This window comes from Amycolatopsis lexingtonensis, assembly GCF_014873755.1.
GTDB classification, from domain to species: domain Bacteria; phylum Actinomycetota; class Actinomycetes; order Mycobacteriales; family Pseudonocardiaceae; genus Amycolatopsis; species Amycolatopsis lexingtonensis.
On the sequence record NZ_JADBEG010000001.1, the window covers coordinates 922,129 to 945,274 of the forward strand.

The following is a 23,146-nucleotide window of genomic DNA, read 5'->3' on the forward strand; positions in this document are numbered from 1 at the left end:
CCGTTTCCCACAAGGAGATCCGCATGACCCGACGTCTGGGCACCGACGACCTGTACGCCCTCGAATTCCCCGAGCACCCGGCGATTTCGCCCGACGGGGCCCGGATCGCCTACGTCGTGAGCGCCGCCGACCGCGACGCGGACGAAGTCACCCGCTCGCTGTGGCAGGTCGCCACCGGCGGCGGCCCGGCCCGGCGGCTCACCCGCGGCAAGGCCGACGTCGCACCGGTGTTCTCCCCGGACGGCACGCGGATCGCGTTCCTGCGCGCCCAGGACGGCCCGGCGCAGCTGTGGCTGCTGCCCGCCGACGGCGGCGAACCCGAGCAGGTCACCACGCTCCCGCTCGGCGCGGGCACGCCGGTGTGGCGGCCCGACGGCGCCGAGATCGCCTTCAGCGCCCCGATCGACCTCCACGCCGAGGAGGGCGAGGACGCAGCCGCGCAAGGCCGGCGCGCGCACGCCCCGGTGGTCGCCGACCGGCTCGACTTCAAGGCCGACGGCGCCGGGTTCCTGCGCACCCTGCGCAAGCACGTCCACGTCCTCGACGTCGCCACCGGCGAGGTTCGCCGAATGACGTCGGGCGACTGGCACGCGGGCGACCCCGCCTGGTCGCCGGACGGCGCGCGGCTGGCCTTCCCGGCGGCCCGCGACGCCGACGGCGACCTGACCTTCCGGTCGGGTGCGTACGTCCTCGACGCCGCCGATCGCTCGGCCGAACCCCGGCTCGTGGGCTCGGCCGAAGGCGAGTGCGGGACGGTCACGTGGACCACCGACGGCGGCGCGCTGCTCGCCGTCGGCCGCCAGGACACGGCCACGGGCCACGCCGGGCTGCTGCGCGTGCCGCTCGACGGCGGCGAGACCGTCGACCTGGCCGCGCCGCTCGACCGCAACGTGATGCCGGGCGGCCCGGGCTACCCGGGCGCGTTGCCGCAGCCGGTGGGCTCCGAAGTCCTGTTCTGCGTCCGCGACCGCGGCTACACGCACCTCTACGCCGTCGACGTCACCGGCGGCGAGCCGCGGCTGGTACTGGGCGGGAACGGGAACTCCGTGGCGGGCTTGAGCGTCGCCGGGGACACCGCGGCGGTCGTGCTGACCACGGCGACGTCGTACGGCGAGATCGCGACGGTCGGCGTCGGCGGGGGAGCGGTGACCGTCCGCACTTCGCACGGCGACGACGAGCTCGAGCTGTTCACCCACGAGGAGCGCGAGTTCACCATCTCCGACGGGACGGTCGTGCACGGCTGGCTGCTGCGCGACCCGGCCCGCACCGGCCCGCTGCCGCTGCTGCTCGACATCCACGGCGGCCCGCACAACGCGTGGAGCGGCACCGCGGACGCCGTGCACGTCTACCACCAGCAGCTGGCCGCCCGCGGCTGGGCGGTGCTGCTGCTGAACCCGCGCGGCAGCGACGGCTACGGCGAAGCGTTCTTCACCGGCGCGGTCGGCGCGTGGGGCGTGGCCGACGCCAAGGACTTCCTCGAGCCGCTGGACGACCTGGTCGCCGAGGGCGTGGCGGACCGGCGCCGGCTCGCCGTGTCCGGCTACAGCTACGGCGGCTTCATGACCTGCTACCTGACCAGCCGTGACGACCGGTTCGCCGCGGCCGTCGCGGGCGGCGCGGTCAGCGACCTGGTGAGCATGGGGGGCACCTCCGACAGCGGGCACTACCTCGGCGTCGCCGAACTCGGCGCGCTCGCCACCGAGAACCGGGCGCACTACGCGGCGCTTTCCCCGCTGGCGCAGGTGGAAAAGGTCCGCACGCCGACGCTGGTCCTGCACGGCGCGCAGGACGACCGGTGCCCGCCCGGGCAGGCCGAGCAGTGGTTCACCGCGCTGCGCGAGCAGGGCGTGCCGACCCGGCTGGTGTTCTACCCCGGCTCGTCCCACCTGTTCATCCTCGACGGGCGGCCGTCGCACCGCGTGGACTTCAACCGCCGGATCGTGGACTGGGTCGAGCAGCACGCGGGCGAGCCGGGCCGGCCGGCGCGCGTCCCGCTCGACGCCGCGCACTGGCGGCGGCGCCTGGCCGAGCTCGCGCGCAAGCACCGCGTCCCCGGGGCGGCGCTGGGCATCGCGCGCGGCGACGACGAGGTCGTCGCGAGCTTCGGTGTGCTCAACAAGGCCACCGGGGTCGAGGTCACCGACGACTCGGTGTTCCAGATCGGCTCGATCAGCAAGGTGTGGACGGCCACCGTGGCCATGCAGCTGGTCGACGAGGGCCTGCTGAGCCTGGACGCCCCGATCGCCGACGTGCTGCCGGAGCTGCGGCTGGCCGACCCCGACGTCACGAAGAAGGTGACGCTGCGGCACCTGCTGACGCACACCAGCGGCATCGACGGCGACGTCTTCACCGACACCGGCCGCGGCGACGACTGCGTCGAGAAGTACGTCGAGGTGCTGGACCAGGCCGCGCAGACCCACCCGCTCGGCGCGACGCTGTCGTACTGCAACTCGGGGTTCATCCTCATCGGCCGCGTGATCGAGAAGCTCACCGGCAAGACGTGGGACGCGGCCCTGCGCGAGCGGCTGTTCACCCCGCTCGGCCTGACCCGCACGGGCACCCTGCCCGAGGAAGCGCTGCTGTTCCGCGCGGCGATGGGCCACGTGGCCAGCGGCGACGAGGACCCGCAGCCCGCGCCGGCGTGGGGCCTCCCGCGCTCGGCGGGCCCGGCCGGCCTGATCACGGCGTCGGCGTCGGACGTCCTGGCCTTCGCCCGGATGCACCTGGCCGGCGGCGTCGGCCCGGACGGCACGCGGGTGCTGTCGGCGGAGTCGGCCGCGGCGATGACCGAGGAACAGGTCGAGATGCCGGACAAGCACACCCTCGGCGACTCGTGGGGCCTCGGCTGGATCCGCTTCGGCTGGGACGGCCACCGCCTGATCGGCCACGACGGCAACACGATCGGCCAGTCGGCGTTCCTGCGGGTGCTGCCGGCGCACGGGCTGGCGGTCACGCTGCTCACCAACGGCGGCAGCGCCCACGACCTGTACGAGGAGCTCTACGCGGAGATCTTCGCGGAACTGGCCGGTGTCGCGATGCCGCGTCCCTTCGAGCCGCCCGCGGCGCCGCCGGAACTGGACGTCTCGGAGTACCTGGGCGTGTACGAGCGGGAGTCGATGCGCATCGAAATCCTGACCAGGGAAGGGCAGCTGCGCATCCGCCAGACGGTGACGGGCTCGCTCGCGGAGCTGGTGCCGGACCCGACGACGGAGGACGACCTGGTGGCGGTCGGCCCCGGCCACTTCGCGCACAGCCCGGCGGGCATGCGGGGGTGGGTCTCGGTGACGTTCTACACGCTGCCGACGGGGGAGCAGTACCTGCACACAGGCGTGCGGGCGACCCCGAAGGCCGCGGGATGAGCCCCGTCACGTCGGGGCGGCCGAGGGAACACCGCGTGGCGTAGGGCGTTGTAAGGGGTGTCGGTACGGCGGAGTCCCCGGGCCTCACCCCTTGCCTTCACGGAATACCAGTCCGGCTGGAGCCGTGTTGAGCCTTTCGCCGCGAGGCGACCCCCGTACCGGCCTCGAACTCCCGCTTCCGCTCGCAGGTTCCCCCCAGCCTTCGCCGAGCGGAAGCGGGACTTTCTTTTTCCCGGCTTCGAGCGCCCCAATGTGGCGTTGGTTGCGTCTGACGCACCGAACGCCACATTGAGGTTTTCTCAGTAGCGTCCGTGGTGTTCGTGGTGGGTGAGGACGAGGGCTGCTTGGACGATGGTGCCGATGCGGTGTGGGCAGAGGCTGATGCGGTGTAGGGCTGACCAGCGGGTTTTGAGGATGGCCATGGCGCGTTCGCCGAGGGCGCGGGCTCGGGATTGCAGCTGGTTGTAGACCCGTTGGCGGAGGTGGAGGGGTGGTTGGCCGGCGGCTTTCTTGACCGGGGTGTAGATGCCGATGCCGGCGGAGTGGTAGGCCTTGTCGGCCAGGGTGGGCAGGCCGTGGGCTGCGGCGGCGGTTAACGCGCCGATGATGTCGAGGTCGCGGGCGGCGGAGAGGTCGTTGCGGGAGCCGGGCAGCACCGGGGAGACCCACAGCGGGAATCCGTCGGCGCTGGCCAGGAACTGGATGTTTCCGCCGAAGGCTCGGTGTTTGCCCGAGTACCACAGGTGCACGGTCCGGCCGCGGTTCTTGCCTTTGGTTTTGGTCGTGGTCGCCGCGACCCGGTCGCAGGAGATGAGGCTGCCGTCGAGGATCACGTGGGTGTCACCCCGGGCGCGGCGGTCGGCCAGGACTTGGTGCAGGTCCGGGGCTTGGGCGGCGAGGGCGGTGATGGCTTCGTGCAGGTAGCGGTAGGCGGTGGCGGTGCTGATGTGGTGGTCGGTGGCCAGCCGGTGCACGGGGGTGGCGTCGCGGAACCAGCGCAGCGCCAGGACCGCGTGCCGGTAGGGGGTCAGGGCGCGCCGGCCGCGGCGGGTGCCGCGCCGCAGCCGCTCGGTCTGCAGGACACGGGCAACGAACCAGACCAGCTCGCGCGCCACGTCGAGGGTGGCGCCATAATTGATCACGTGGGGCCTCTGGAACCTCGGACTTGATCTTCGCAAATCCAGTCCTACCAGGGGCCCCACGCCTATTCGCGGAACCACACCGCTACTGAGAAAACCTCATTGGGTGCGTCCAACGCACCGAACGCCACATTGGGCTTGTTTCATCCTGATTGTGGCTGGTCAGGGAGCTGGGTTCCGGCTGGTTGCCTGTGATGGCAGGAAGTGGATGCCGGACCAGCGTGGCGGCCCTGGTGACAAGTGAAGCCCTCGGCAAGATCGAGATGTGAGTCAACAACCCGCCGAGGGCTTCGACCCCATTTCCTACCAGGTCGTTCTGCCGCTGTCGCAGCCGACCCTGCAGATGCTGGCCGAGCTGATCCGCGCCCATCGCCGTCAGCTGCGGTCCCGCTGGCGCAAAGCCGACCCCGCCGCCCAGGCACTGGTCGTACTCGCCGTACTGCGCGACGACCCGCGCCTGGCCCACCTCGGAGCCGGCATGGGCGTCTCCGCCTCCACGGTGCGCCGCTGGGTACTGGAAGCCATCACCCTGCTCGCCGCCCGCGCCACCCGCCTGAACCGGGTCCTGCGCCGCCAAGCAGCCCGGGGTGCGCAGGTGGTGCTGGTGGACGGCACCCTGATCCGGACCCGCCGCCGCACCGGAAAAGCCAACCGAGCCAATTACAGCGGCAAGCACAAACACCACGGCCTGGTCGTGCTCGCCCTGACCGACGAGACCGGCCGGCTGTTGTGGATCTCGGCGGCGCTGCCAGGCCGCACCGCCGACATCACCGCCGCCCGCCGGCTACGCCTGCGGGAACGGCTGCACGAGTACAGCCTGACCCCGGCCGGGGACAAGGGCTTCCACGGCTGGCACAAAGACGTCCGCACCACCGGTGACTGCACCGAGTGTGGTGGCCGGTGTGAGCAGGTCGTGCTCACCCCCTACAAAGCCGAAGCCCGACGCCCGTTGACCAAGGCACAGAAGCAGGCCAACGCAGCCTTCGCCGCGATGCGCTGCGCGGTTGAGGGAGGCTTCGCCGCGCTCAAGGCCTGGCGGGTGCTGGACAAGCTCCGTCTCGACCCCCGTCATGCGACGACGTTGCTGCGGGCTCTGCTCGTGCTGACTCAGCACGAGCAGAGCGTCCGCGATGCTGCCCGGTCCGGTCCGGCTTGAGCGTTATCAGACCCGGTCAACCCGCCCTGACCAGCACATACCACGATGAAACAACCCCATTGGGGCGCTTGGGGCTTGTCATCAGTGGTGCGCGGCGGCCGCCGGCGCCGTCCCCGGCTTCTTGGCGCGGATCAGCCAGGTGCCCGCGAAGGCGGCCAGCCCGATGCAGCCCGCCACCACGAACGCCGCGTGCAGGCCCGCAGCGTCCGGGCTGCCCGCCGTCTTGTCGTCGCTGCCGATCGTGGCCACGCTGACGAACACCGCGGTGCCGAGCGCGCCGGCGACCTGCTGGAGCGTCGAGAGGATCGCGCTGCCGTGGGAATACAGGTGCTCGGGCAGCACGCCGAGCGACTCGGTGAACAGCGGCGTCATCATCAGGCCGAGCCCGGCCATCAGCAGCACGTGGATCCCGATCACCGCGATCAGCGGCGAGTTCGGGCCCAGGATCGTGAACAACCACAGTGAGACGGCCATCGCGCCGGCGCCGGGGATGACCAGCGGGCGCGCGCCGACCTTGTCGAACAGCGCGCCGACCGGACGGCCCAGCAGACCGAGCACCAGCCCGCCGGGCAGCACGGCCAGTCCGCTGACGAACGTGCTCGTGTGCAGCACCGTCTGCAGGTAGAGCGGCAGCATGATCGCCGCCGCGCCGATCAGGCAGACGAACAGCAGCGCGGTGAGCACCAGCGAGACGACGAAGCTGCGGTGCGTGAACGGCCGCAGGTCCAGCAGCGCGCGGTCACGGCGTTGCAGCCGCAGCTGGCGCCAGGTGAACACCGCCAGCGAGACGACGCCGACGACGATCGGCACCCAGGCCGGCACCAGCGGCTCGACCCCGGCCTGTTCGCCGCCGGCGGACAGCCCGTACAGCACGCCGCCGAAACCGATCGCGGACAGCAGCACCGACGGCACGTCCAGCGGCACCCGGCGGCGTTCGCTGTCCAGCTTCAGCTGCAGCGCCCCGGCCACCAGCGCGGCGATCGACAGCGGCAGCACGATCCAGAACATCCAGCGCCAGCCCAGCGACGACAGCACGGCACCGCCGATGGTCGGCCCGATCGCGGGCGCGACCGCGATGACGATCGTGATGGTGCCCATGGTCGCGCCGCGCCGCTCAGGCGGCACGAGCCGCATCACCGACGTCATCAGCAGCGGCAGCATCACCGCCGTGCCGCACGCCTGCACCACGCGCCCGGTCATCAGCATCCCGAAGCCGGGCGCGAGCGCGCACAGCAGCGTGCCGAGGCTGAACGCCGAGAGCGAGAAGAGGAAGACCTGCCGCGGCGAGAAGCGCTCCAGCAGGAACCCGGTCGTGGGGATGACGACGGCCATGGTCAGCAGGAACCCGCTGGTCAGCCACTGCACCGTCGTCGTCGGCACCCGGAGGTCGACGGTCAGGTCGCGCAGCGCGACGCTGAGGATCGTCTCGTTGAGGATCATCACGAACGCGGACAGGACGAGGACCCCGATGAGGAGCCCCGCTCGCACCGGAGCGCGGTTCAGGTCGGCGGGCGGACGGGAATCGGTGTCGGTCATCGGGGCGGGAGCTCTCCTGGGTCGGCCGGCCCGGCGAAACCGCGGGCTGTCTTGTGCAGTCTGCCCGTTTCCGGCCCCCGGTGTCACGGCGATTTCCGCAGTGCAGCGGGTCACACCGCACGATGGAGGAGACCCCCGTGACGGGCCTTGAGAGCGTCCGATATGCTTCCGTCAGTACCAAGTTCCGCAGCGCGCGATTAGCTCAGCGGGAGAGCGCTTCCCTGACACGGAAGAGGTCACTGGTTCAATCCCAGTATCGCGCACCACGAAACCACCCCCGGATTTCGTGGAAGTTGGTACCACGGGCGATTAGCTCAGGGGGAGAGCGCTTCGTTCACACCGAAGAGGTCACTGGTTCGATCCCAGTATCGCCCACTCGACAGCCCCGTTCGCTTCCGGCGAGCGGGGCCTTTTCGTTGGTCCACTTCGGACGGTCACAACAGCCTGCGCTGCAGCACGTCCGCGAGGACCGTGTCCACCACCTTCGTGAGTTCGCGCTCGTCGAGCAGGACGCCCCGGCGGCTCGCGAACAGCAAGTGGCCGCCGCCGATCAAGGACAGGGCCAGGGAATCGACGTCCGCGTCCGCGGCGATGCGGCCTTGCTCGCGCTCGGCCTTCAGGTAGTCCGCGAGCATGGCGCGTGCTTCCACCAGAATGGGCAGGCCGTCACCCGGTCGGCGTAACCGGGCGCGGAGTTCGTCGCGGAAGAACAGCAGGCTGACGAGCGCCACGGTCACCGGGTCGAACAGTTCCGTCAGGGTCGCGGCGACGTTTTCCGTGACCCTTCGTGTTCCCGCGGTGGCCTCCAGGAGCGCGGCCTGGTCCTGGAGCCGGGCGATGCGCTCGCGGACCAGCTCCGCCAGGAAGTCGTCGAAGTCGGCGAAGTACCGGTGCAGCACGCCCTTGGCGACGTCCGCTTCGGTGGTGACCGCGCGGCTGGTCAGCGCGTTCGCGCCGTCGCGCAGCAGCACGCGTTCGGCGGCGGTGAACAGCTGCTGGCGCACGTCGCGCAGGTGGACCCCGGTCGGCATGACCCCATTCTCCGGTACGCCGGAGGCGAACGCGCATTGTCCGAGTGGGCGTTTGCCCATTAGAGTGGGCGCATGCCCACTCAACCGCATGAAGCACGCCGAATGGCCGAATCGTTCGGGACGGACGCCGAACGCTACGACCGCGCGCGCCCGCCGTACCCGGAAGAACTCGTGGCCGCGGTGCGCGCCGCGAGCCCCGGGCCGGACTTTCTCGACGTCGGCTGCGGAACCGGGATCGAGGCGCGGCAGCTGGCCGCCGCCGGGTGCCGGGTGCTCGGCGTCGACCCCGACGCGCGGATGGCCGCGTTCGCGCGGTCGCGGGGGACCGACGTCGAAGTCGCGACTTTCGAGGAGTGGGACCCGGCCGGGCGCACGTTCGACGCGGTCGTCGCGGGGCAGGCCTGGCACTGGGTCGACCCGGCCACCGGTCCGGCGAAGGCGGCGCGGGTGCTGCGGCCCGGCGGGCTGCTCGCCGTGTTCGCCCACGTCTTCCAGCCGCCCGCCGCGGTCGAGGCCGCGCTCAAAGCCGCCATGCCCGGCTCGCCGTTCGCCGCGGAATCGAGGAGCGCCGCCGAGCTGTACGAGGTGATGTTCACCGGGTTCGCCGACGGGATCCGGGCGTCGGGTGCCTTCGGCGCGCCGGAACTCCGGCGGTTCACCTGGGAAAAGCGGTACACGCGCGAGGAATGGCTGGACTTCCTGCCGACGACGGGCGGCCTGACGCGGCTGGAGCCGGACGCGCTGGCGGAGGTGCTGGCCGCCGTCGGCGCGGCGATCGACGAACCCTTCGTGCTGCCGTACACGACGCTGGCGGTGTTCGCGATGAAGTCTTGACAAAAAAAGTTGTCGGTGAGAACTTGGGACGGTCACGACCTTTCGCCGACCCACGGAGTCCCCATGTCCTTCCAGGCCTACCTCGACAACGCCGAGAAGCAGACCGGCATCACCCCGCGCGCCTTCCTCGACCTGGCGGCGGGTAAGAACCTCACGAAGCACGCCGAGATCGTCACGTGGCTGAAGACGGACCACGGCCTGGGTCACGGCCACGCGACGGCGATCGCCCGCCTCGTGACGAAGGGGCCGGAGTTCGTGGCCGCGCACCACACCGACGGCGTGCTCCACCTCGACGGCCTGGCCGCCCGGACGTGATCCGGGCGGCCGGGCGGGTCATCCGATCGGGCCGAGGTACGTGCCACCCGAGACGTCGAGGGTGCGGCCGGTGACCCAGCGGCCGTCCGGCCCGGCGAGGAACCCGACCACGTCGGCGACGTCTTCGGGCTCGCCGATCCGGCCGAGCGCGGTCATCGCGGTGAGCCCGGCCGCCGCTTCCGGGATCGCCAGCAGCTGCTCGGTCAGGTCGGTCCGGATCGGCCCGGGCGCGACCGTGTTGACCGTGATCCCGCGGTGCCCCAGCTCGTTCGCGAGCGTCGGGGCGAGCGCCTCGACGGCGGCTTTGCTGACGGTGTAGGCGATCTGGCTCGGCACCGCGATCCGCGAAGCCATCGAACCGACGGTGACGATCCGCCCGCCGTCGTTGAGCAGCGGGAGCAGCCGCCGGACCAGCAGGATCGGCGTCTTGACGTTGACCGCGAGCAGCTGGTCGAGCTCGGCCTCGGTCAGCTCGCCGATCGTGCTGTGCGAGCCGATGCCCGCGTTGTTCACGAGGACGTCGAGGCCGTCGACCGCCTCGCCGACCGCCTCGGCCAGCCGCTCGACGGCGCCGTCCTCGCCGAACCGGGCGAACACGGGGAAGGCGTGGCCACCCGCGTCCTCGATCAGCCCGACAGTCTCCTTCGCCGCGGCTTCGTTGCCGCCGTGGTGCACCGCGACGCGAGCGCCGTCCGCGGCGAGCCGGCGGGCGATCGCGCGGCCGATCCCGCGTGAAGCTCCGGTCACCAAAGCGTTCTTCGTCATGTCCGGCTCCTCCGGTCGGTCCGGGCCGTCCGTGGCCCGGTGCTGACCCGAGGTTTCCGCCCGCCGCTGACCGGACGCGCACCGTGCGCGAACGGCCCGGCGGGCGGCCGGTCAGCGGCCGGCCGCGGCGGCCGGTTCGGGACTCGCCGCCGCCGGCGTCGCGGGGACGCGCCGGGGCAGGAACGCGGCGACCGCCAGTGCGATCAGCGCCGCGGCCGAGCCCATCGCCAGCACCAGCCGGAACCCGTTCTGCGACGGCAGGCTCACCGGTCCGAAGGAGATGGTCAGCCGCGCGAGGACCAGCCCCGCCGTCGCGCTCGACACCGACGTGCCGATCGAGCGCATCAGCGTGTTGAGGCTGTTCGCCGCCGCGGTCTCCGAAACCGGGACCGCGCCCATCACCAGCGCCGGCATGGCGCCGTACGCCAGCCCGATGCCCGCGCCGATGACGCTCGACACCACCACGAGCTGCCAGGTCGCGCTCATCAGCCCGATGCCCAGCGCGTACCCGGCCGCGACGACGACCGCGCCGAGCATCAGCGTCGTCTTCGGGCCGCGCGTGCGCGAAATGCGGGCCGACACCGGGGCCAGCGCCATCATCACCAGCCCCGACGGCGCCATCACCAGGCCCACCACCAGCATCGACTTGCCGAGGCCGTAGCCGGTCGCCGCCGGCAGCTGCAGGAGCTGGGGCAGGACCAGGGACATCGCGAACATCGCGAAGCCGAACACCGCCGACGCGATGTTCGTCAGCAGCACCTGGCGCCGCGCGGTCGTGCGCAGGTCCACCAGCGGCTGCGCCGTCCGCAGTTCCCAGCGGCCCCACAGCAGCAGGACGACGACCGCGACCGCGAACAGGCCCAGCGTCGCCGGGCTGCCCCAGCCCCAGTCGGCGCCCTTGGAAATCGCCAGCAGCAAGCACACCAGCGCGATCGACAGCCCGGCCGCGCCCGGCACGTCGAAGCGGCCGCCGGTGCGGACGGGCGACTCCGGCACGAGCGCGACGACCAGGCCGACCACCACGAGCCCGAGCCCGGTCGCGGTCCAGAACAGCACGTGCCAGTCGGCGTTTTCCGCCAGCAGCGCCGCGGCGGGCAAACCGAGCGCGCCGCCGACGCCGAGGGACGCGCTCATCAGCGCCGTCGCCGACCCGAGCCGCTCGGCGGGCAGTTCGTCGCGCATGATGCTGATCCCGAGCGGGATGACGCCGGCCGCGAGGCCCTGCAGCGCCCGGCCGGCGACCATCGGCGCCAGGCTGTCGGACAGCGCGCCGATCGTCGAACCCGCGACCAGCGCGCCGAGGCTGAGCAGCAGCATCCGCCGCTTGCCGTACATGTCGCCGAGCCGCCCGACCGTCGGCGTCGCCACCGCGCCCGCGAGCAGGGTGGCGGTGATCGCCCAGGTGGCGTCGGCCGCGGACGCGTGCAGCAGCCCGGGCAGGGCCGGGATCAGCGGGATGACCAGCGTCTGCATCAGCGAGACGACGATGCCCGCGAAGGCGAGGACCCCCACGACGAGGTTCGCGCGCGACGGCGTCTCGCCGCCGGGGGTGGCTGGGTCGGGCACGGGTCCTCCGTCGGGATGTCCGAATTAAATCAGTCGCTTGACTTAGCGTAGCAGTCTTCGGTTGACTGATCACGAACTGGAGGAACGATGACGAGCACCGCCGAAATCCCCGGGTTCCCGATGGCGCGCGCCGCCGGGTGCCCGTTCGACCCGCCGCCCGCGGCCCGAGAACTTCAGGCGGAGGCGCCGCTGGCGCGCGTCCGGCTGTGGGACGGCAGCACCCCGTGGCTGGTGACGCGCTACGCCGACCAGCGCGCGCTGCTGGCCGACCCGCGCGTCAGCGCCGACGTGACGCGTCCCGGCTACCCGAGCCCGGCGCCGCTGCCGAAGGGCGGCACCGGCATCAGCTTCATCCTGATGGACAACCCCGAGCACGCGCGGCTGCGCAAGATGGTGACCGCGCCGTTCACGATCCGCCGCGTCGCCGCCATGCGCCCGGCGGTGCAGAAGATCGTCGACGACCTGATCGACGAACTGCTGGCCGGCCCGAAGCCGGTCGACCTCGTCGAGGCGTTCGCGCTGCCGGTGCCGTCACTGGTGATCTGCGAGCTGCTCGGCGTGCCCTACGCCGACCACGACTTCTTCCAGGAGAACAGCAAGGTCATCATCCGGCGGGACGCGAAGCCGGAAGAACGCGCGGCCGGGCACCAGGCGCTCGTCGGCTACCTCGACCGGCTGCTGGGGCAGAAGCTCGAAAACCCCGCCGGCGACTTGCTTTCCGGGCTCGCGGCGCGCGTGCGCGCCGGGGAGCTGACGCGGGTCGAAGCGGCGCAGATGGGCGTGCTCCTGCTCATCGCCGGCCACGAGACGACGGCGAACATGATCGCGCTCGGCACGCTGGCCCTGCTGGAGCACCCGGACCAGCTGGCGCTGCTGCGCGAGTCCGACGACCCGGCGCTGGTGGCGTCAGCGGTCGAAGAACTGTTGCGGTACCTGAACATCACGCACAACGGCCGCCGCCGCGTCGCGCTCGAGGACATCGAGATCGCGGGGGAGACCGTCCGCGCGGGCGAAGGCCTGATCATGGCCAACGACATCGCCAACCGCGACCCGTCGGTGTTCCCCGACGGCGACCGCCTCGACCTGACCCGCGACGCGCACCGGCACGTCGCGTTCGGCTTCGGCGTCCACCAGTGCCTCGGCCAGCCGCTGGCCCGGCTCGAGCTCCAGGTCGTCTACAGCACGCTGTACCGGCGGATCCCCACGCTCGCGCTGGCGACCGGGGTCGAGCGGATCCCGTTCAAGCACGACGGATCCGTGTACGGCGTGTACGAACTGCCGATCACCTGGTGAAGCGGGTCAGACGCTCCGCAGCACCGACACGACCACGCCGAGGATCGCCGCCCGGTCGCCGTCGATGACGTCGTAGGCGGGGTTGCGGGGCTCGAGGTACACGTGACCGTTTCGGCGGCGGTAGACCTTGACCGTCGCCTCCTCGTCGATCATCGCCGCGACGATCTGGCCCGAGTGGGCTTCGTTCTGCTGCTTGACCACGACGATGTCGCCGTCGCAGATGGCGGCGTCGATCATCGAGTCACCGCGGACGCGGAGCCCGAAGACGGTGCCCCGCCCGGTGAGGTCGCGCGGCAGCTTGAGGACGTCGTCGACGTGCTCGACGGCCGAGATCGGCGTGCCGGCGGCGATGTCGCCGACGACGGGCACCGGGACCGAGTCGCGGTCTTCCCGCGCTTCGCCGCCCTGCAGGAACGCGCGGACGTCCATCGGGCGCGACACGCCTGAGCCGCGGCGCAGGAAACCCTTGTCCTCCAGGCTCGCCAGGTGCTTCGACACCGACGACGTCGACTGCAGGCCGACCGCTTCGCCGATCTCGCGGGTGCTGGGGGAGTAGCCGTACCGGACCACCCAGTCCCGGATCGCCACGAGGATCTTCTGCTGCCGTTCCGGCAGGGCCGCGGCGTCGAGGTGCTCGAAAGTGTCGTCGTAGGTGGTCACGGGCGTGATCCTAGAGGCTCGCGTGCCCCCGGCGCCGACCGGTCCGCCCCGGCGGGTCCCGCTGACCGGAACAACGGGTGACGGTTGGCGTCTTACCAACATGAACCAGCACTTTGCCATCTGTTGACCTAGCGGCCGTGGCGACGTATGGTCTAGACCACAATTTTCCTTCGCTCGCACCTCATTCCCGTCGCGGCGGACCCCTTCGGGCGGCCCGGACCGCGGCTTCGCCGTGCCCGGCGGGAGGCGAGCCTGTCCCCGAAGGAGCTGGTATGAACCGCAAACTGGTCGCGGCCGCGACGGGCGCCCTCCTGGCACCGGTCCTGGTCGTGGTGAGCCCCGGCGGCGTCGCGAGCGCGCACGGCTACGTGAACTCCCCGGCCAGCCGGCAGGCGCAGTGCGCCCAGGGCACGGTCCCGTGCGGTGACATCAAGTACGAGCCCCAGAGCGTGGAAGGCCCGAAGGGGCTGCGGTCTTGCGACGGCGGCAACGCGCAGTTCGCCGAGCTCAACGACGACAGCAAGGGCTGGCACGCCGCCCCGGTCGGCACGACGGCGACCTTCACGTGGACGTTCACCGCCCGCCACCGCACGGCGAACTACGAGTACTACGTCGGCGGCCAGAAGGTCGCGGACATCAGCGGCAACAACGAGCAGCCCCCGGAAACCGTTTCACACCAGGTGAACCTGTCCGGCCACACCGGACGCCAGACGGTGCTGGCGGTGTGGAACATCGCGGACACGGCGAACGCGTTCTACGCGTGCATCGACCTGCAGGTCGGCTGAGCCGCCGCCCGCCCGGGAGCGCGCGGCTCCCGGGTGGGCGGTTTTTCCGCGGCGACCACCGGCTCGTCAGGCCTTCGTCGCGGGGGCGTTCCGGTAGGTCAGGATTCCGTCCACGCCGCGCAGGAAGGTCTCGCAGATCGGGGCCGGGTCGGTCAGGCAGCCCGCGGCCATGGCGCCGTCGCGGAGGAGGACGAAGTGCCGGGCCGCCGGGCCGGGTGCGGATTCGCCGGTCGCCGCCAGTAGTTCGGTGACGGTTTCCAGGAACCACTGCCGGTGGGCCAGGACGGCTTGGTGCACCGGGTGGGCCGGGTCGGGATACTCGGCGGCGGCGTTGAGGAACGCGCAGCCGCGGAAGCCGGGGGAGCGGATGCCGTCGGCGATCGACTCCGCGACCGCGCGGACGACGTCGGCCGGTGTGCCGCCGGTGGTGCGAGCGGCCGCCACCTGGGCGCGGATGGCCTGGTCGGCCTCGGTCAGGTAGGCGACCAGTAGTTCGTCCTTGCTGGGGAAGTGCCGGTACAACGTGGCGCGGGTGACGCCGGCGTCGGCGATGACCCGGTCGATGCCGACCGAGTGGAGGCCCTCGGTGTAGAACAGCCGGCTCGCCGAGGAGAGCAGCCGGGCTCGGGCTTCGGACACGTGAACTCCTGCCTCGCGGTGCTGCGCCCAGACTAGCAGATAGAACGGTCGGTCTTGACGGCATGGCGAACCGCTGCCATAGTCGCCATCGCAAGATAGAACGATCTGTCTACCTGACTCCGGGAGCACCCATGACCACCCGCACCGTTCCGGCCGCCGGCCTCGCGCGGTCCCTGCGGCGGCTCTACTTCGCCCGCTTCGCGTTCGCCATCGTCTGGGCCGGCCTGCTGTTCACCACGGCGTCCAGCCTCGGCCCGGTCAGCGTCGCGCTGCTGGTGCTGTACCCCCTGTTCGACGTCGCCGCCGCCGTGGTCGACGCCCGGTCCTCCGGCACGGGCCGGCCGGTACTGGCGCTGTACGTGAACGTCGCGATCAGCCTGCTCGCCGGCGCCGGGCTGGCTTTCGCCGCCGCGTCCGGCATCCCTGACGTGCTGCGGGTGTGGGGGAGCTGGGCGATCGTGGCCGGTGCCGTCCAGCTCGCGGTCGGCGTCACCCGGCGCGGCCTGGGCGGGCAGTGGCCGATGATCCTCAGCGGCGGGATCTCCGTGCTGGCCGGCACTTCGTTCATCCTGCAGGCCGCGAAGGACGGCGCGTCGCTGACGACCCTGGCCGGCTACGCGACCCTGGGCGGCGTCTTCTTCCTCGTCTCCGCGCTGCGGCTGGGGCGTGCGTCGAAGAACGCGGACTGAGGCGGACGGCCGCCGGGCCGCCGCGCACCGCGGTTCGCGGCAGGCTACTTTGCTCGGGTGAGTCTCCTCGAAGACGTCGCCGAGCGCGATGGCTGGCGCTGCTGGGTGTGCGACGAACCGGTCGACCCGGACATGTCCGTGAACGACCCGCGCGGGCCCAGCGTCGACAGCCGGACCGCCGATCGGAAGGCGAAGGTTCCCGAGCGGCTCGCGCACCGCGGGTGCAACACGCGCAAGGGCGCGGTCAAGGTGGTCATCGCCTGGCCGGACCGGCTGCACGTGGCCGAACCCGCGCCGCTGATCACCGTGGCCGGGCGGCTGGAGCGCAAGGGCGGGCGCGAGATGGTCGCCCGGTGCCCGACCGAGCAGGACGCCCGGGAGGCCGCGGACTGGCTGGTGGACCGGTTCTCCCGCCTGCTGCCGGGACTGCCGGTGACCGCCGACGTCCAGCCGGGCGGCGGCCAGTTCCTCGTCGTGCTGGCGGCCGGGCGGCGCTGACCGCGAGGGTCAGGCGGCGTACCCGGCTGGCGGGTACGCCACCGCGCGCTTGGCGGTGGTCAGCCGGACGATGCCGAGGACCGCGTTGACGACGAGGGCGATGAGCAGGAACGGCACCGCCGCCATCTGGACGATCCGGAACCCCGTCGCTTCGGAGAGCAGCTGGCCGATGAGCGGTCCGAGCACCAGGGCGAGCACGGCGAGCCCGGCGGTCACCCCGGCGAGGGCACCTCGCCGTTCGCGGAGCTTCAGGACCAGCGCGACCGTCGTGCCGGCGGCCGCGCCCGTGCCGAGGCCCGACAGGGCGCGGCCCACCATCAGCAGGCCACCGGCGTCGGCGAAGGCGGCCAGCAGTACACCGAGGATGAGGAAGCAGGTCGCGGGCACGGCCACCGCGATGGGGAAGCGGGCGCCGAGCAGGAGCCCGGGGACCGCGCCGAGCGCCGCCCCGGCCAGGTAGGCGACCAAGCCGATCAGCAGCAGGCTTCCGCTGGACAGGCCGAGAGCGATCTGGAGCTCCGACAGGCCGTCGAACCGGTAGATCACGGTCAGCATGAACAGCCCGATCAGCGCGGTGAACCCGGGTCCGGGCACCTGCCACCAGACCGGGGCGGCGGCCGGGCGGGTGACATTCGGCGATGGCGGCGTCACGTACATGCGGTGACCGTATAACTTCGGGAGCACGCGTGTACGACGGATGTCGGAAGTCGGCCACGGCCGCTTTTCGGTACCGTGAATCCCGCTGGTACCAGGGGGTGGTCGACGTCGGAGCAGCCCGCGCGGGCACGCCGGCCGGCGCCGCCGATCGGGCCGGCGACCTCGTCGCGCTGACCCGGCTGGCCACCGGGCCCGGCGCGGTCGGCGCGATGCTCGACTGGCTCGCGGCGCGCACTGGCGGCACCGTGGCCTTGCTCGACGCCGACGGCGGAACCCTTGCCGTGCCGGCGAAGCGGCCCGCCCCCGAGCCGGCGATCCTGGCCGCGGCCGCCGCCGGCGTGCGCCGCGGTGGGACGCCGTCGGTGGTGCTCGGCGACGGGCCGGGCACGATCGACGTCGTCCGGCTCGACGCCGGCGACGAAGCCGCGCGGATGCCGTACCTGGTCGTCGCGAACCGGCCGGAGCGCCGGCCCGGCGACCTGCTCGCCGACGCCGCCCGCCTCCTCGGCCTGTGCTGGCGGCTGGCGGAAGCCGAACAGGCGCGGCACCGGGTCAGCTCGGCGATGACGCTCAGCCGCGAGGCCGTGCTGCACCTGCTCATGATCGGCAGCTTGGCCGCCGCCCGGCGGATCGCCGCGACACTGGGGCCCCGGCTGCCGGACGTGGCCCGCGTGTTCGTCGTGGAGTGCCCGCCCGGCCGGCGCCGCCAGGTCAGCGAGCAGATCGAACGCTTCGCGCGGGGAGGGGCGTGGATAGTGCCCTGTCCCGTCCGCCCGCACCACCTGATCGCGCTCGTCCCGCCCGCGCGGGAACACCGCCTGGAGCTGCTGATCGCCGAGCGCGTCCCGGAAGCGCGGATCGGCACGAGCCAGGAAGTGCCGCTGCGCGAGACCGCGCTCGGCTACGAACAGGCGTTCCACGCGCTGGCCGTGGCCCGCGGCGTGCCCGGCCGGTACGCCCGGTTCGACCGGCACACCGACCTGACACCGTTCCTCGGCGGCCGCGGACCGGCGTGGGCGGCCGGGTTCCTGACGCCGTGCCTGACCCACGTCCCGGCCCGGCGGGCCGACCCCGGCGCCGAGGAACTGCTGGCGACGTTGAACTCCTGGCTCACCTTCGACAGCGGCGCCGTGCGCCACCTCAAGATCCACCGCAACACGCTGTCCGCGCGGCTGCGCGTCCTCGACGACCTGCTCGGCCTGGACCTGACCCGGCTCGCCGACCGGTCGGCCGCGTGGCTCGCCCTGCGCCTGCACACCGCCCACCGGACGGTCTCCGCGCCGCCAAACGGCACGCTCGACGACCTGCTGGCGACGCCGGCCATCGTCGTCTGGGCGCGGTCCCAGCTGCTTCCGCTCGACCGGGCCGGCGCCGAGACTCTCCGGGAGTGGCTGCGCGCCGACGCCCGGCTGCCCGCCACCGCGTCGGCCCTGGGCATCTCCGCGCCGGCCACGCGCAAGCGGCTGGCCGGGATCGAACGGGCGCTCGGCCGTTCACTGCTGCACGCACCCAGCGCCAAGCACGAGCTGTGGCTCGCGATGCGGGCACTCGGCGGGCTCTGAGCCACGGTCACCGGTCACCGCGAAACCGGTGCGGCCGTTCACTGTGCAGTCCGAACCTCGCGGTTCCGGGCGGCGGGCGGCTACGTTCGGCACACTGGCCGGATGGTGTGAGGGGGAACGGAAATGTGCGCGTCGATCGGAACCGCTGTCCTACAGTGGAGTCATGGCCGATCTTGACCTGACGAACTTCAAGGCACTCAGCTTCGACTGCTACGGCACGCTGATCGACTGGGAGGCGGGGATCGCCGCCGTCCTGTCGCCGTGGGCGAAGGAGCGGGGCCTCGGCCTTTCCGAGGAGGAACTGCTGGTCGCCTACGCGGCCAATGAGGCCGCGGTCGAGCGGGAAGCGCCGGCGACGCGGTATCCCGAGGTGCTCGCGGAGGCGTTCCGCCGGACCGGCGCCGGTCTCGGGTCCGAAGTGAGTGACGACTGGGCCCGGCGTCTCGGCGAGTCCGTGCCGGCGTGGCCCGCGTTCCCGGACTCGGCCGACGCGCTCGCCCGGCTGGCCGAGCGCTACCAGCTGATCATTCTGTCCAATGTGGACCGTGCCGGGTTCGCGGGGAGCAACGAGCGGCTGCGCGGAACCTTCGCCGCGATCATCACGGCCGAGGACGTCGGCGCCTACAAGCCCGCCGCGAACCACTTCCGTGCGCTGGACGAGACGTTGCCGTCGCTGGGCGTGGCGCGTGAAGAACTGCTGCACGTGGCGCAAAGCCTGTTCCACGACCACGTTCCCGCGAAGCGCGAGGGCCTGTCGTCGGTGTGGATCAACCGCCGCCACGACCGCCCGGGCTGGGGCGCGACGCCCGAGCCGGGCGCCGAGTGGTCCTACCAGGCCGAGTACCCGTCCATGGCTGCCTTCGCCGACGCCGTCGACAGCGCGTTCGCCGGAGCCTGACGGCGGCTCGAGCCACACCCCGCGGAGGGTAGGAAACACGGGGTCTGGTTCGCCGGTTCCGACCCCGGCACGTTGGGGGTGTCAGCGTCCCGTCACCACCCCCGAGGACCACCATGAACGCGCTTCCCGAAGAGATCACGCTGGGGGACGTCACCGTCACCCGCGTCACGGAGTTCACCGGCCCGGTCGGCATGACCCCGGCCGAGTTCTTCCCCGCCAGTCCGCGCTCGTCCTGGGAGGAGAACCGCGACTGGCTGGCGCCGGACTTCTGGGACCCCGAGACCGGCGAGGTCCGGACGGCGGTCCAGACCTGGCTGCTGCGCAGCGAAGGCCGCACGATCCTCGTCGACACCGGCGCCGGCAACCACAAGGAGCGGCCCTACGCCGCGCTGTGGGGACACCTCGACACGCCGTTCCTCGACACGCTCGCGGCGGCCGGGGTGCGCCCCGGGGACGTCGACCTCGTGGTCAACACCCACCTGCACACCGACCACGTGGGCTGGAACACCCGGCTCGACGGGCGTGCCTGGGTGCCGACCTTCCCCAACGCCCGGTACCTGCTGCCCCGGCGGGACTTCGACTTCTGGAACCCCGTCAACGAGCACAAGTCCGTGTTCGGCCGGGGGAACCAGAACGTCTTCGAGGACAGCGTCGCGCCCGTGCGCGAGGCCGGGCTCGTCGACCTGTGGGACGGTTCGTACCGCATCGACGGCAACCTGCGGCTCGAGCTCGCGCCCGGCCACACGCCGGGATCGTCGGTGCTGCACCTGGAATCCGGCGGCGACCGGGCGCTGTTCGCCGGCGATCTCGTGCACACGCCGCAGCAGATCGTGACGCCCGAGGTCAACTCGTGCTTCTGCGAGGACGAAGCCGAGGCCCGCGCCACCCGGCACCGGCTGCTCGGTGCGGCGGCCGAGACCGGCGCGCTGGTGTTCCCGGCCCACCTGCCCGGGCCCGGCGGGGTGCAGATCCGGCGTGACGGTTCCCGGTTCGCGATCGCGGAGTGGGCCGGCTTCGCGCGGGTCGCGTGAGCTCCCGGCAGCCGGTCGCGCACCTGCCGTCCGGTGCGGTGCGCGGCACCCGCGACCGGTTCGGCGAGCGCTACCGGGCCATCCCGTACGCGGCCGCGCCCCTCGGCCGGGGCCGCTTCGCCGCACCCGCGGCGCACCCGGGCTGGACCGGCGTCCGGGACGGCACGCGGCCTTCGCCCACCGCACCGCAGCCGTCGCGGGACTTCGGCCGGCTCGACCTGAGCCCGTACTTCGGTCCCGGCTGGGTGCGCGGGGACGAGTACCTGACCGTGGACGTCCGCACCCCGGCCGCCGACGGCGGGCAGCGGCCGGTCATGGTGTTCGTGCACGGCGGCGGATTCGTCACCGGCTCCACCGCGGCCGCGCTCTACGACGGCCGGGCCTTCGCGCGGGACGGCGTCGTCCTGGTGACCGTCAACTACCGCCTCGGGATCCCCGGGTTCCTGGTCCTGGACGGCGCTCCGGACAACCGCGGGCTGCTGGACGTCCTCGCCGCGCTGCGCTGGGTCCGCGACGCCATCGGGGCGTTCGGCGGCGATCCCGGCAACGTCACGGTGTTCGGGCAGTCCGCGGGGGCGACGCTCACCGCGGGCCTGCTGGCCACGCCGGAAGCGAAGGGCCTGTTCCGGCGGGCGATCGTGCAGAGCGGCAGCGGCACCGGCGCGTTCACCCCGGAGCAGGCGCGGCGCGTCACCGCGGCGGCGGCCGCCGCGCTCGGGACCGAGCCGACGGCCGAGGCCTTCGCGGCCATCCCGGACGACCGCTTGGTGGCGGTCACGCCCGCACTGTCCGGTGTGGACTTGCGGACGGCGACCGCCACCGATCCGCTCGTCGGGCTCAGCCCGTTCAGCCTGGTGCTCCCGGTACAGCCGGCGGACGCGCAGGGCGACGACGTCGAGCTGCTCATCGGCACCACGACCGAGGAGGGACACCTTTACCTGGTGCCGCAAGGGAAGTTCGACGGCTCCACCGACGCCGACGTGCTCGCCGTCGCGGCGGCGAGCCGGGACGACCCCGAGGCCGCGGTCGCCGAGCTTCGCGCGGCCCGGCCGGACGCGAGCCCGGGCGAGCTGCGATCGGCGTTGCTCGGCGACGCCCTGTTCGGCGCCGGCACGGCCCGGCTGATCGCGGCACACGCTCCCGGGCCGACGTACGTGTACTCGTTCGCGCACCGCTCGACGGCGCTGGACGGCCGGCTCGGCGCGGCCCACACCGTCGAGCTGCCGTTCGTCTTCGACGTCGCCGATGAGCCGTGGCTGCACGGGGACACCGGGCTGCTGGGCCCCGGCCCGGCGCCCGCGGGCCTGGCGGCTCGGGTGCACCGCGCGTGGGTCGGTTTCGCTCGGACCGGGGACCCGGGCTGGGCACCCCACACCCCGGAGCGGCCCGTGGTGGAGGTGTTTCGCTGAGCGCTCGTGCAGCCAGCGGGAGAGCGCGAACAGGGTGCGCTCCACGCTGGACGCCATCTCGTCCCGGAGCCCGGCCACGTCGCGGGCGGTCGAGCCGAGCACGGGATCCAGGCGCAGCAGCTGCCACTCCTGGGTCACGATCGAGCCGGGACTAGCCGAGACCGCCGATGACGAGCGCGAACTCGGCGGGCGCGTCGGCGGGAGGACCTGCGAGCGCGTGTCCCATTCGCGTTCGCCGCCTTCGTCGTGGCGCACGCGGGGCGCCGTCGCGCCCCACAGCTCGATCTTGCCGACGTCGTTGATCAGGTTGTAGACGACCTGCGGCGGAGCGACCACCCAGGCTCGCCGGGCGAACGAGAAGAAGGCCGGGGCGGCACCATCGGACGAGCTGCCCGCCGGGGGCGGCGGTTTCCTACCCCCGGCAGGGGCAGGCTCGGCCGCCGCGGTCCCGGCATACTCGGTGTCATGGTCGATCAGGGGCAGCTGGCCGAGTACCTGCAGGCGTGCCGGGCGCGGCTGCACCCGGACGACGTCGGGCTGCGCACCTACGGCGAACGGCGGCGGGTGCCCGGCCTGCGCCGCGAAGAGGTCGCGAGCCTCGCCGGGGTGAGCGCGTCGTACTACGTGCGGCTCGAGCAGGGCCAGTCGGTGAACGCCTCCGATGAGGTGATCGACGGCATCGCCCGCGCGCTGCGGCTCGACGCGGACGAGCACGAGCACCTGCGCGTCCTGGCCCGGCCGCCCCGTCGCCGCGTCGCGAAGCGGCCGCCTGCCGAGCGGGTCGGTGCGGCGACCACCCAGTTGCTGGCCGGGCTGGGTGACGTGCCGGCGATCGTGCTGGGGCGCCGGACCGACGTGCTGGCGTGGAACCGGGCCGGGCACGCGTTCTTCGCCGGCCACCTCGACTTCGCCGCACCCGGCCGCCCCGCCGACCGCCCTAACATGGCGCGGCTGGTCTTCCTCGACGCGCACACCCGCGATCTCTATCCACAGTGGACAGAGAAGGCCCGCGCGGTGGTCGGCAACCTGCGCCTGACCGCGGGGAAGCACCCGGACGACCGGCTGCTGAGCACCCTGATCGGCGAGCTCGTCACGGGCAGCGCCGGGTTCGCCGCGATGTGGGCCGACCACCGGGTGCTCGCCTGCGCCGCGACAGAGTACGCCATGCGCCACCCGCTCGTCGGCGACCTGACCGTGCACCAGCAGACCCTCACGCTCGCGCACGCGCCCGAGCAGACGCTTGTGGTCGTCACCGCCGAGCCCGGCTCGTCGTCCCAGGCGGCGCTGACCCTGCTCACCGCGGCGACCGCCGAACGGCGGTGAG

21 protein-coding genes and 2 tRNA genes are annotated in these 23,146 nt (G+C 72.6%); 15 read left to right on the forward strand and 8 right to left on the reverse strand.

Translation table 11 applies throughout. From position 1 onward, the window contains the following. Window positions 1-23: 23 nt before the first annotated feature. Window positions 24-3,359: a serine hydrolase gene (locus H4696_RS04410; RefSeq protein WP_086862383.1), complete on the forward strand. Its 3,336-nt coding sequence runs from the start codon at window positions 24-26 to the stop codon at window positions 3,357-3,359. Window positions 3,360-3,658: 299 nt separating this feature from the next. Here the strand turns inward: H4696_RS04410 and H4696_RS04415 are convergent, their stop codons facing one another. After that, window positions 3,659-4,501: a transposase family protein gene (locus tag H4696_RS04415; RefSeq protein ID WP_086864916.1), complete on the reverse strand. Its 843-nt coding sequence runs from the start codon at window positions 4,499-4,501 to the stop codon at window positions 3,659-3,661. Window positions 4,502-4,763: 262 nt separating this feature from the next. Between H4696_RS04415 and H4696_RS04420 the strand changes: the two genes are divergently transcribed. Further along, window positions 4,764-5,654, forward strand: coding sequence for a transposase family protein (locus H4696_RS04420; protein WP_086864670.1), 891 nt, complete (start codon window positions 4,764-4,766; stop codon window positions 5,652-5,654). 81 nt (window positions 5,655-5,735) lie between these two features. Here H4696_RS04420 and H4696_RS04425 read toward each other — a convergent pair whose 3' ends face one another. Further along, window positions 5,736-7,190 (reverse strand): DHA2 family efflux MFS transporter permease subunit, encoded by a 1,455-nt coding sequence (locus tag H4696_RS04425; protein ID WP_086864671.1) that lies wholly within the window; start codon window positions 7,188-7,190, stop codon window positions 5,736-5,738. Window positions 7,191-7,381: 191 nt separating this feature from the next. Between H4696_RS04425 and H4696_RS04430 the strand changes: the two genes are divergently transcribed. Next, a tRNA-Val gene (locus H4696_RS04430) sits at window positions 7,382-7,456 on the forward strand. Between the two features lie 37 nt (window positions 7,457-7,493). After that, window positions 7,494-7,565: transfer RNA gene (locus H4696_RS04435), tRNA-Val, on the forward strand. A 59-nt stretch (window positions 7,566-7,624) separates the two neighbouring features. Here H4696_RS04435 and H4696_RS04440 read toward each other — a convergent pair. Then, window positions 7,625-8,221, reverse strand: coding sequence for a TetR/AcrR family transcriptional regulator (locus tag H4696_RS04440; protein WP_086864672.1), 597 nt, complete (start codon window positions 8,219-8,221; stop codon window positions 7,625-7,627). 102 nt (window positions 8,222-8,323) lie between these two features. Between H4696_RS04440 and H4696_RS04445 the strand changes: the two genes are divergently transcribed. Together H4696_RS04445 and H4696_RS04450 are read left to right on the forward strand one after the other, a co-directional pair. Next, complete coding sequence (locus tag H4696_RS04445; protein WP_086864673.1) at window positions 8,324-9,055, forward strand: class I SAM-dependent methyltransferase; 732 nt, start codon at window positions 8,324-8,326, stop codon at window positions 9,053-9,055. A gap of 63 nt (window positions 9,056-9,118) precedes the next feature. Continuing rightward, window positions 9,119-9,370, forward strand: a complete 252-nt coding sequence (locus H4696_RS04450; RefSeq protein WP_086864674.1) for a DUF4287 domain-containing protein — start codon at window positions 9,119-9,121, stop codon at window positions 9,368-9,370. Window positions 9,371-9,388: 18 nt separating this feature from the next. Here H4696_RS04450 and H4696_RS04455 read toward each other — a convergent pair whose 3' ends face one another. Together H4696_RS04455 and H4696_RS04460 are read right to left on the reverse strand one after the other, a co-directional pair. Next, entirely contained in the window at window positions 9,389-10,135 is a 747-nt protein-coding gene (locus tag H4696_RS04455; protein ID WP_086864675.1) for an SDR family oxidoreductase, read from the reverse strand. 111 nt (window positions 10,136-10,246) lie between these two features. Next, the gene (locus H4696_RS04460) at window positions 10,247-11,701 is read right to left on the reverse strand and encodes an MFS transporter (protein WP_192782067.1); all 1,455 of its coding nucleotides are present in this window, start codon (window positions 11,699-11,701) and stop codon (window positions 10,247-10,249) included. An 87-nt stretch (window positions 11,702-11,788) separates the two neighbouring features. Between H4696_RS04460 and H4696_RS04465 the strand changes: the two genes are divergently transcribed. Next, the gene (locus H4696_RS04465; protein WP_086858303.1) at window positions 11,789-12,994 is read left to right on the forward strand and encodes a cytochrome P450; all 1,206 of its coding nucleotides are present in this window, start codon (window positions 11,789-11,791) and stop codon (window positions 12,992-12,994) included. A 6-nt stretch (window positions 12,995-13,000) separates the two neighbouring features. Here the strand turns inward: H4696_RS04465 and lexA are convergent, their stop codons facing one another. Continuing rightward, the gene (gene lexA, locus H4696_RS04470; protein ID WP_086858304.1) at window positions 13,001-13,654 is read right to left on the reverse strand and encodes a transcriptional repressor LexA; all 654 of its coding nucleotides are present in this window, start codon (window positions 13,652-13,654) and stop codon (window positions 13,001-13,003) included. Window positions 13,655-13,926: 272 nt separating this feature from the next. Here lexA and H4696_RS04475 point away from each other — a divergent pair, with 272 nt between their 5' ends. Continuing rightward, window positions 13,927-14,439: a lytic polysaccharide monooxygenase auxiliary activity family 9 protein gene (locus H4696_RS04475; RefSeq protein WP_086858305.1), complete on the forward strand. Its 513-nt coding sequence runs from the start codon at window positions 13,927-13,929 to the stop codon at window positions 14,437-14,439. A gap of 66 nt (window positions 14,440-14,505) precedes the next feature. Here the strand turns inward: H4696_RS04475 and H4696_RS04480 are convergent, their stop codons facing one another. After that, a complete protein-coding gene (locus tag H4696_RS04480) occupies window positions 14,506-15,078 on the reverse strand; it encodes a TetR/AcrR family transcriptional regulator (protein ID WP_086858306.1) in 573 nt (190 codons plus the stop codon). A 131-nt stretch (window positions 15,079-15,209) separates the two neighbouring features. Between H4696_RS04480 and H4696_RS04485 the strand changes: the two genes are divergently transcribed. Then, entirely contained in the window at window positions 15,210-15,767 is a 558-nt protein-coding gene (locus tag H4696_RS04485) for a hypothetical protein (protein ID WP_086858307.1), read from the forward strand. Window positions 15,768-15,824: 57 nt separating this feature from the next. Continuing rightward, the gene (locus H4696_RS04490; RefSeq protein WP_086858308.1) at window positions 15,825-16,265 is read left to right on the forward strand and encodes a hypothetical protein; all 441 of its coding nucleotides are present in this window, start codon (window positions 15,825-15,827) and stop codon (window positions 16,263-16,265) included. A 9-nt stretch (window positions 16,266-16,274) separates the two neighbouring features. On the opposite strand, the gene H4696_RS04495 is transcribed toward H4696_RS04490, so the two are convergent. After that, window positions 16,275-16,922, reverse strand: a complete 648-nt coding sequence (locus H4696_RS04495; RefSeq protein ID WP_086858317.1) for an MFS transporter — start codon at window positions 16,920-16,922, stop codon at window positions 16,275-16,277. Between the two features lie 98 nt (window positions 16,923-17,020). Here H4696_RS04495 and H4696_RS49770 point away from each other — a divergent pair, with 98 nt between their 5' ends. The 5 genes from H4696_RS49770 to H4696_RS04520 all read left to right on the forward strand — a co-directional run bounded on the left by H4696_RS49770 (window position 17,021) and on the right by H4696_RS04520 (window position 23,145). Beyond that, entirely contained in the window at window positions 17,021-18,484 is a 1,464-nt protein-coding gene (locus tag H4696_RS49770; RefSeq protein WP_211299653.1) for a helix-turn-helix domain-containing protein, read from the forward strand. A gap of 163 nt (window positions 18,485-18,647) precedes the next feature. Beyond that, complete coding sequence (locus H4696_RS04505) at window positions 18,648-19,382, forward strand: haloacid dehalogenase type II (RefSeq protein ID WP_086858310.1); 735 nt, start codon at window positions 18,648-18,650, stop codon at window positions 19,380-19,382. 113 nt (window positions 19,383-19,495) lie between these two features. Next, a complete protein-coding gene (locus H4696_RS04510) occupies window positions 19,496-20,413 on the forward strand; it encodes an MBL fold metallo-hydrolase (RefSeq protein ID WP_086858311.1) in 918 nt (305 codons plus the stop codon). Then, window positions 20,410-21,822, forward strand: coding sequence for a carboxylesterase/lipase family protein (locus H4696_RS04515; RefSeq protein ID WP_086858312.1), 1,413 nt, complete (start codon window positions 20,410-20,412; stop codon window positions 21,820-21,822). Before H4696_RS04510 ends, H4696_RS04515 begins: the two co-directional genes overlap by 4 nt. Window positions 21,823-22,287: 465 nt before the next feature. Continuing rightward, window positions 22,288-23,145 (forward strand): helix-turn-helix domain-containing protein, encoded by an 858-nt coding sequence (locus tag H4696_RS04520; protein ID WP_086858313.1) that lies wholly within the window; start codon window positions 22,288-22,290, stop codon window positions 23,143-23,145. The last annotated feature ends 1 nt before the right edge of the window (window position 23,146 follow it).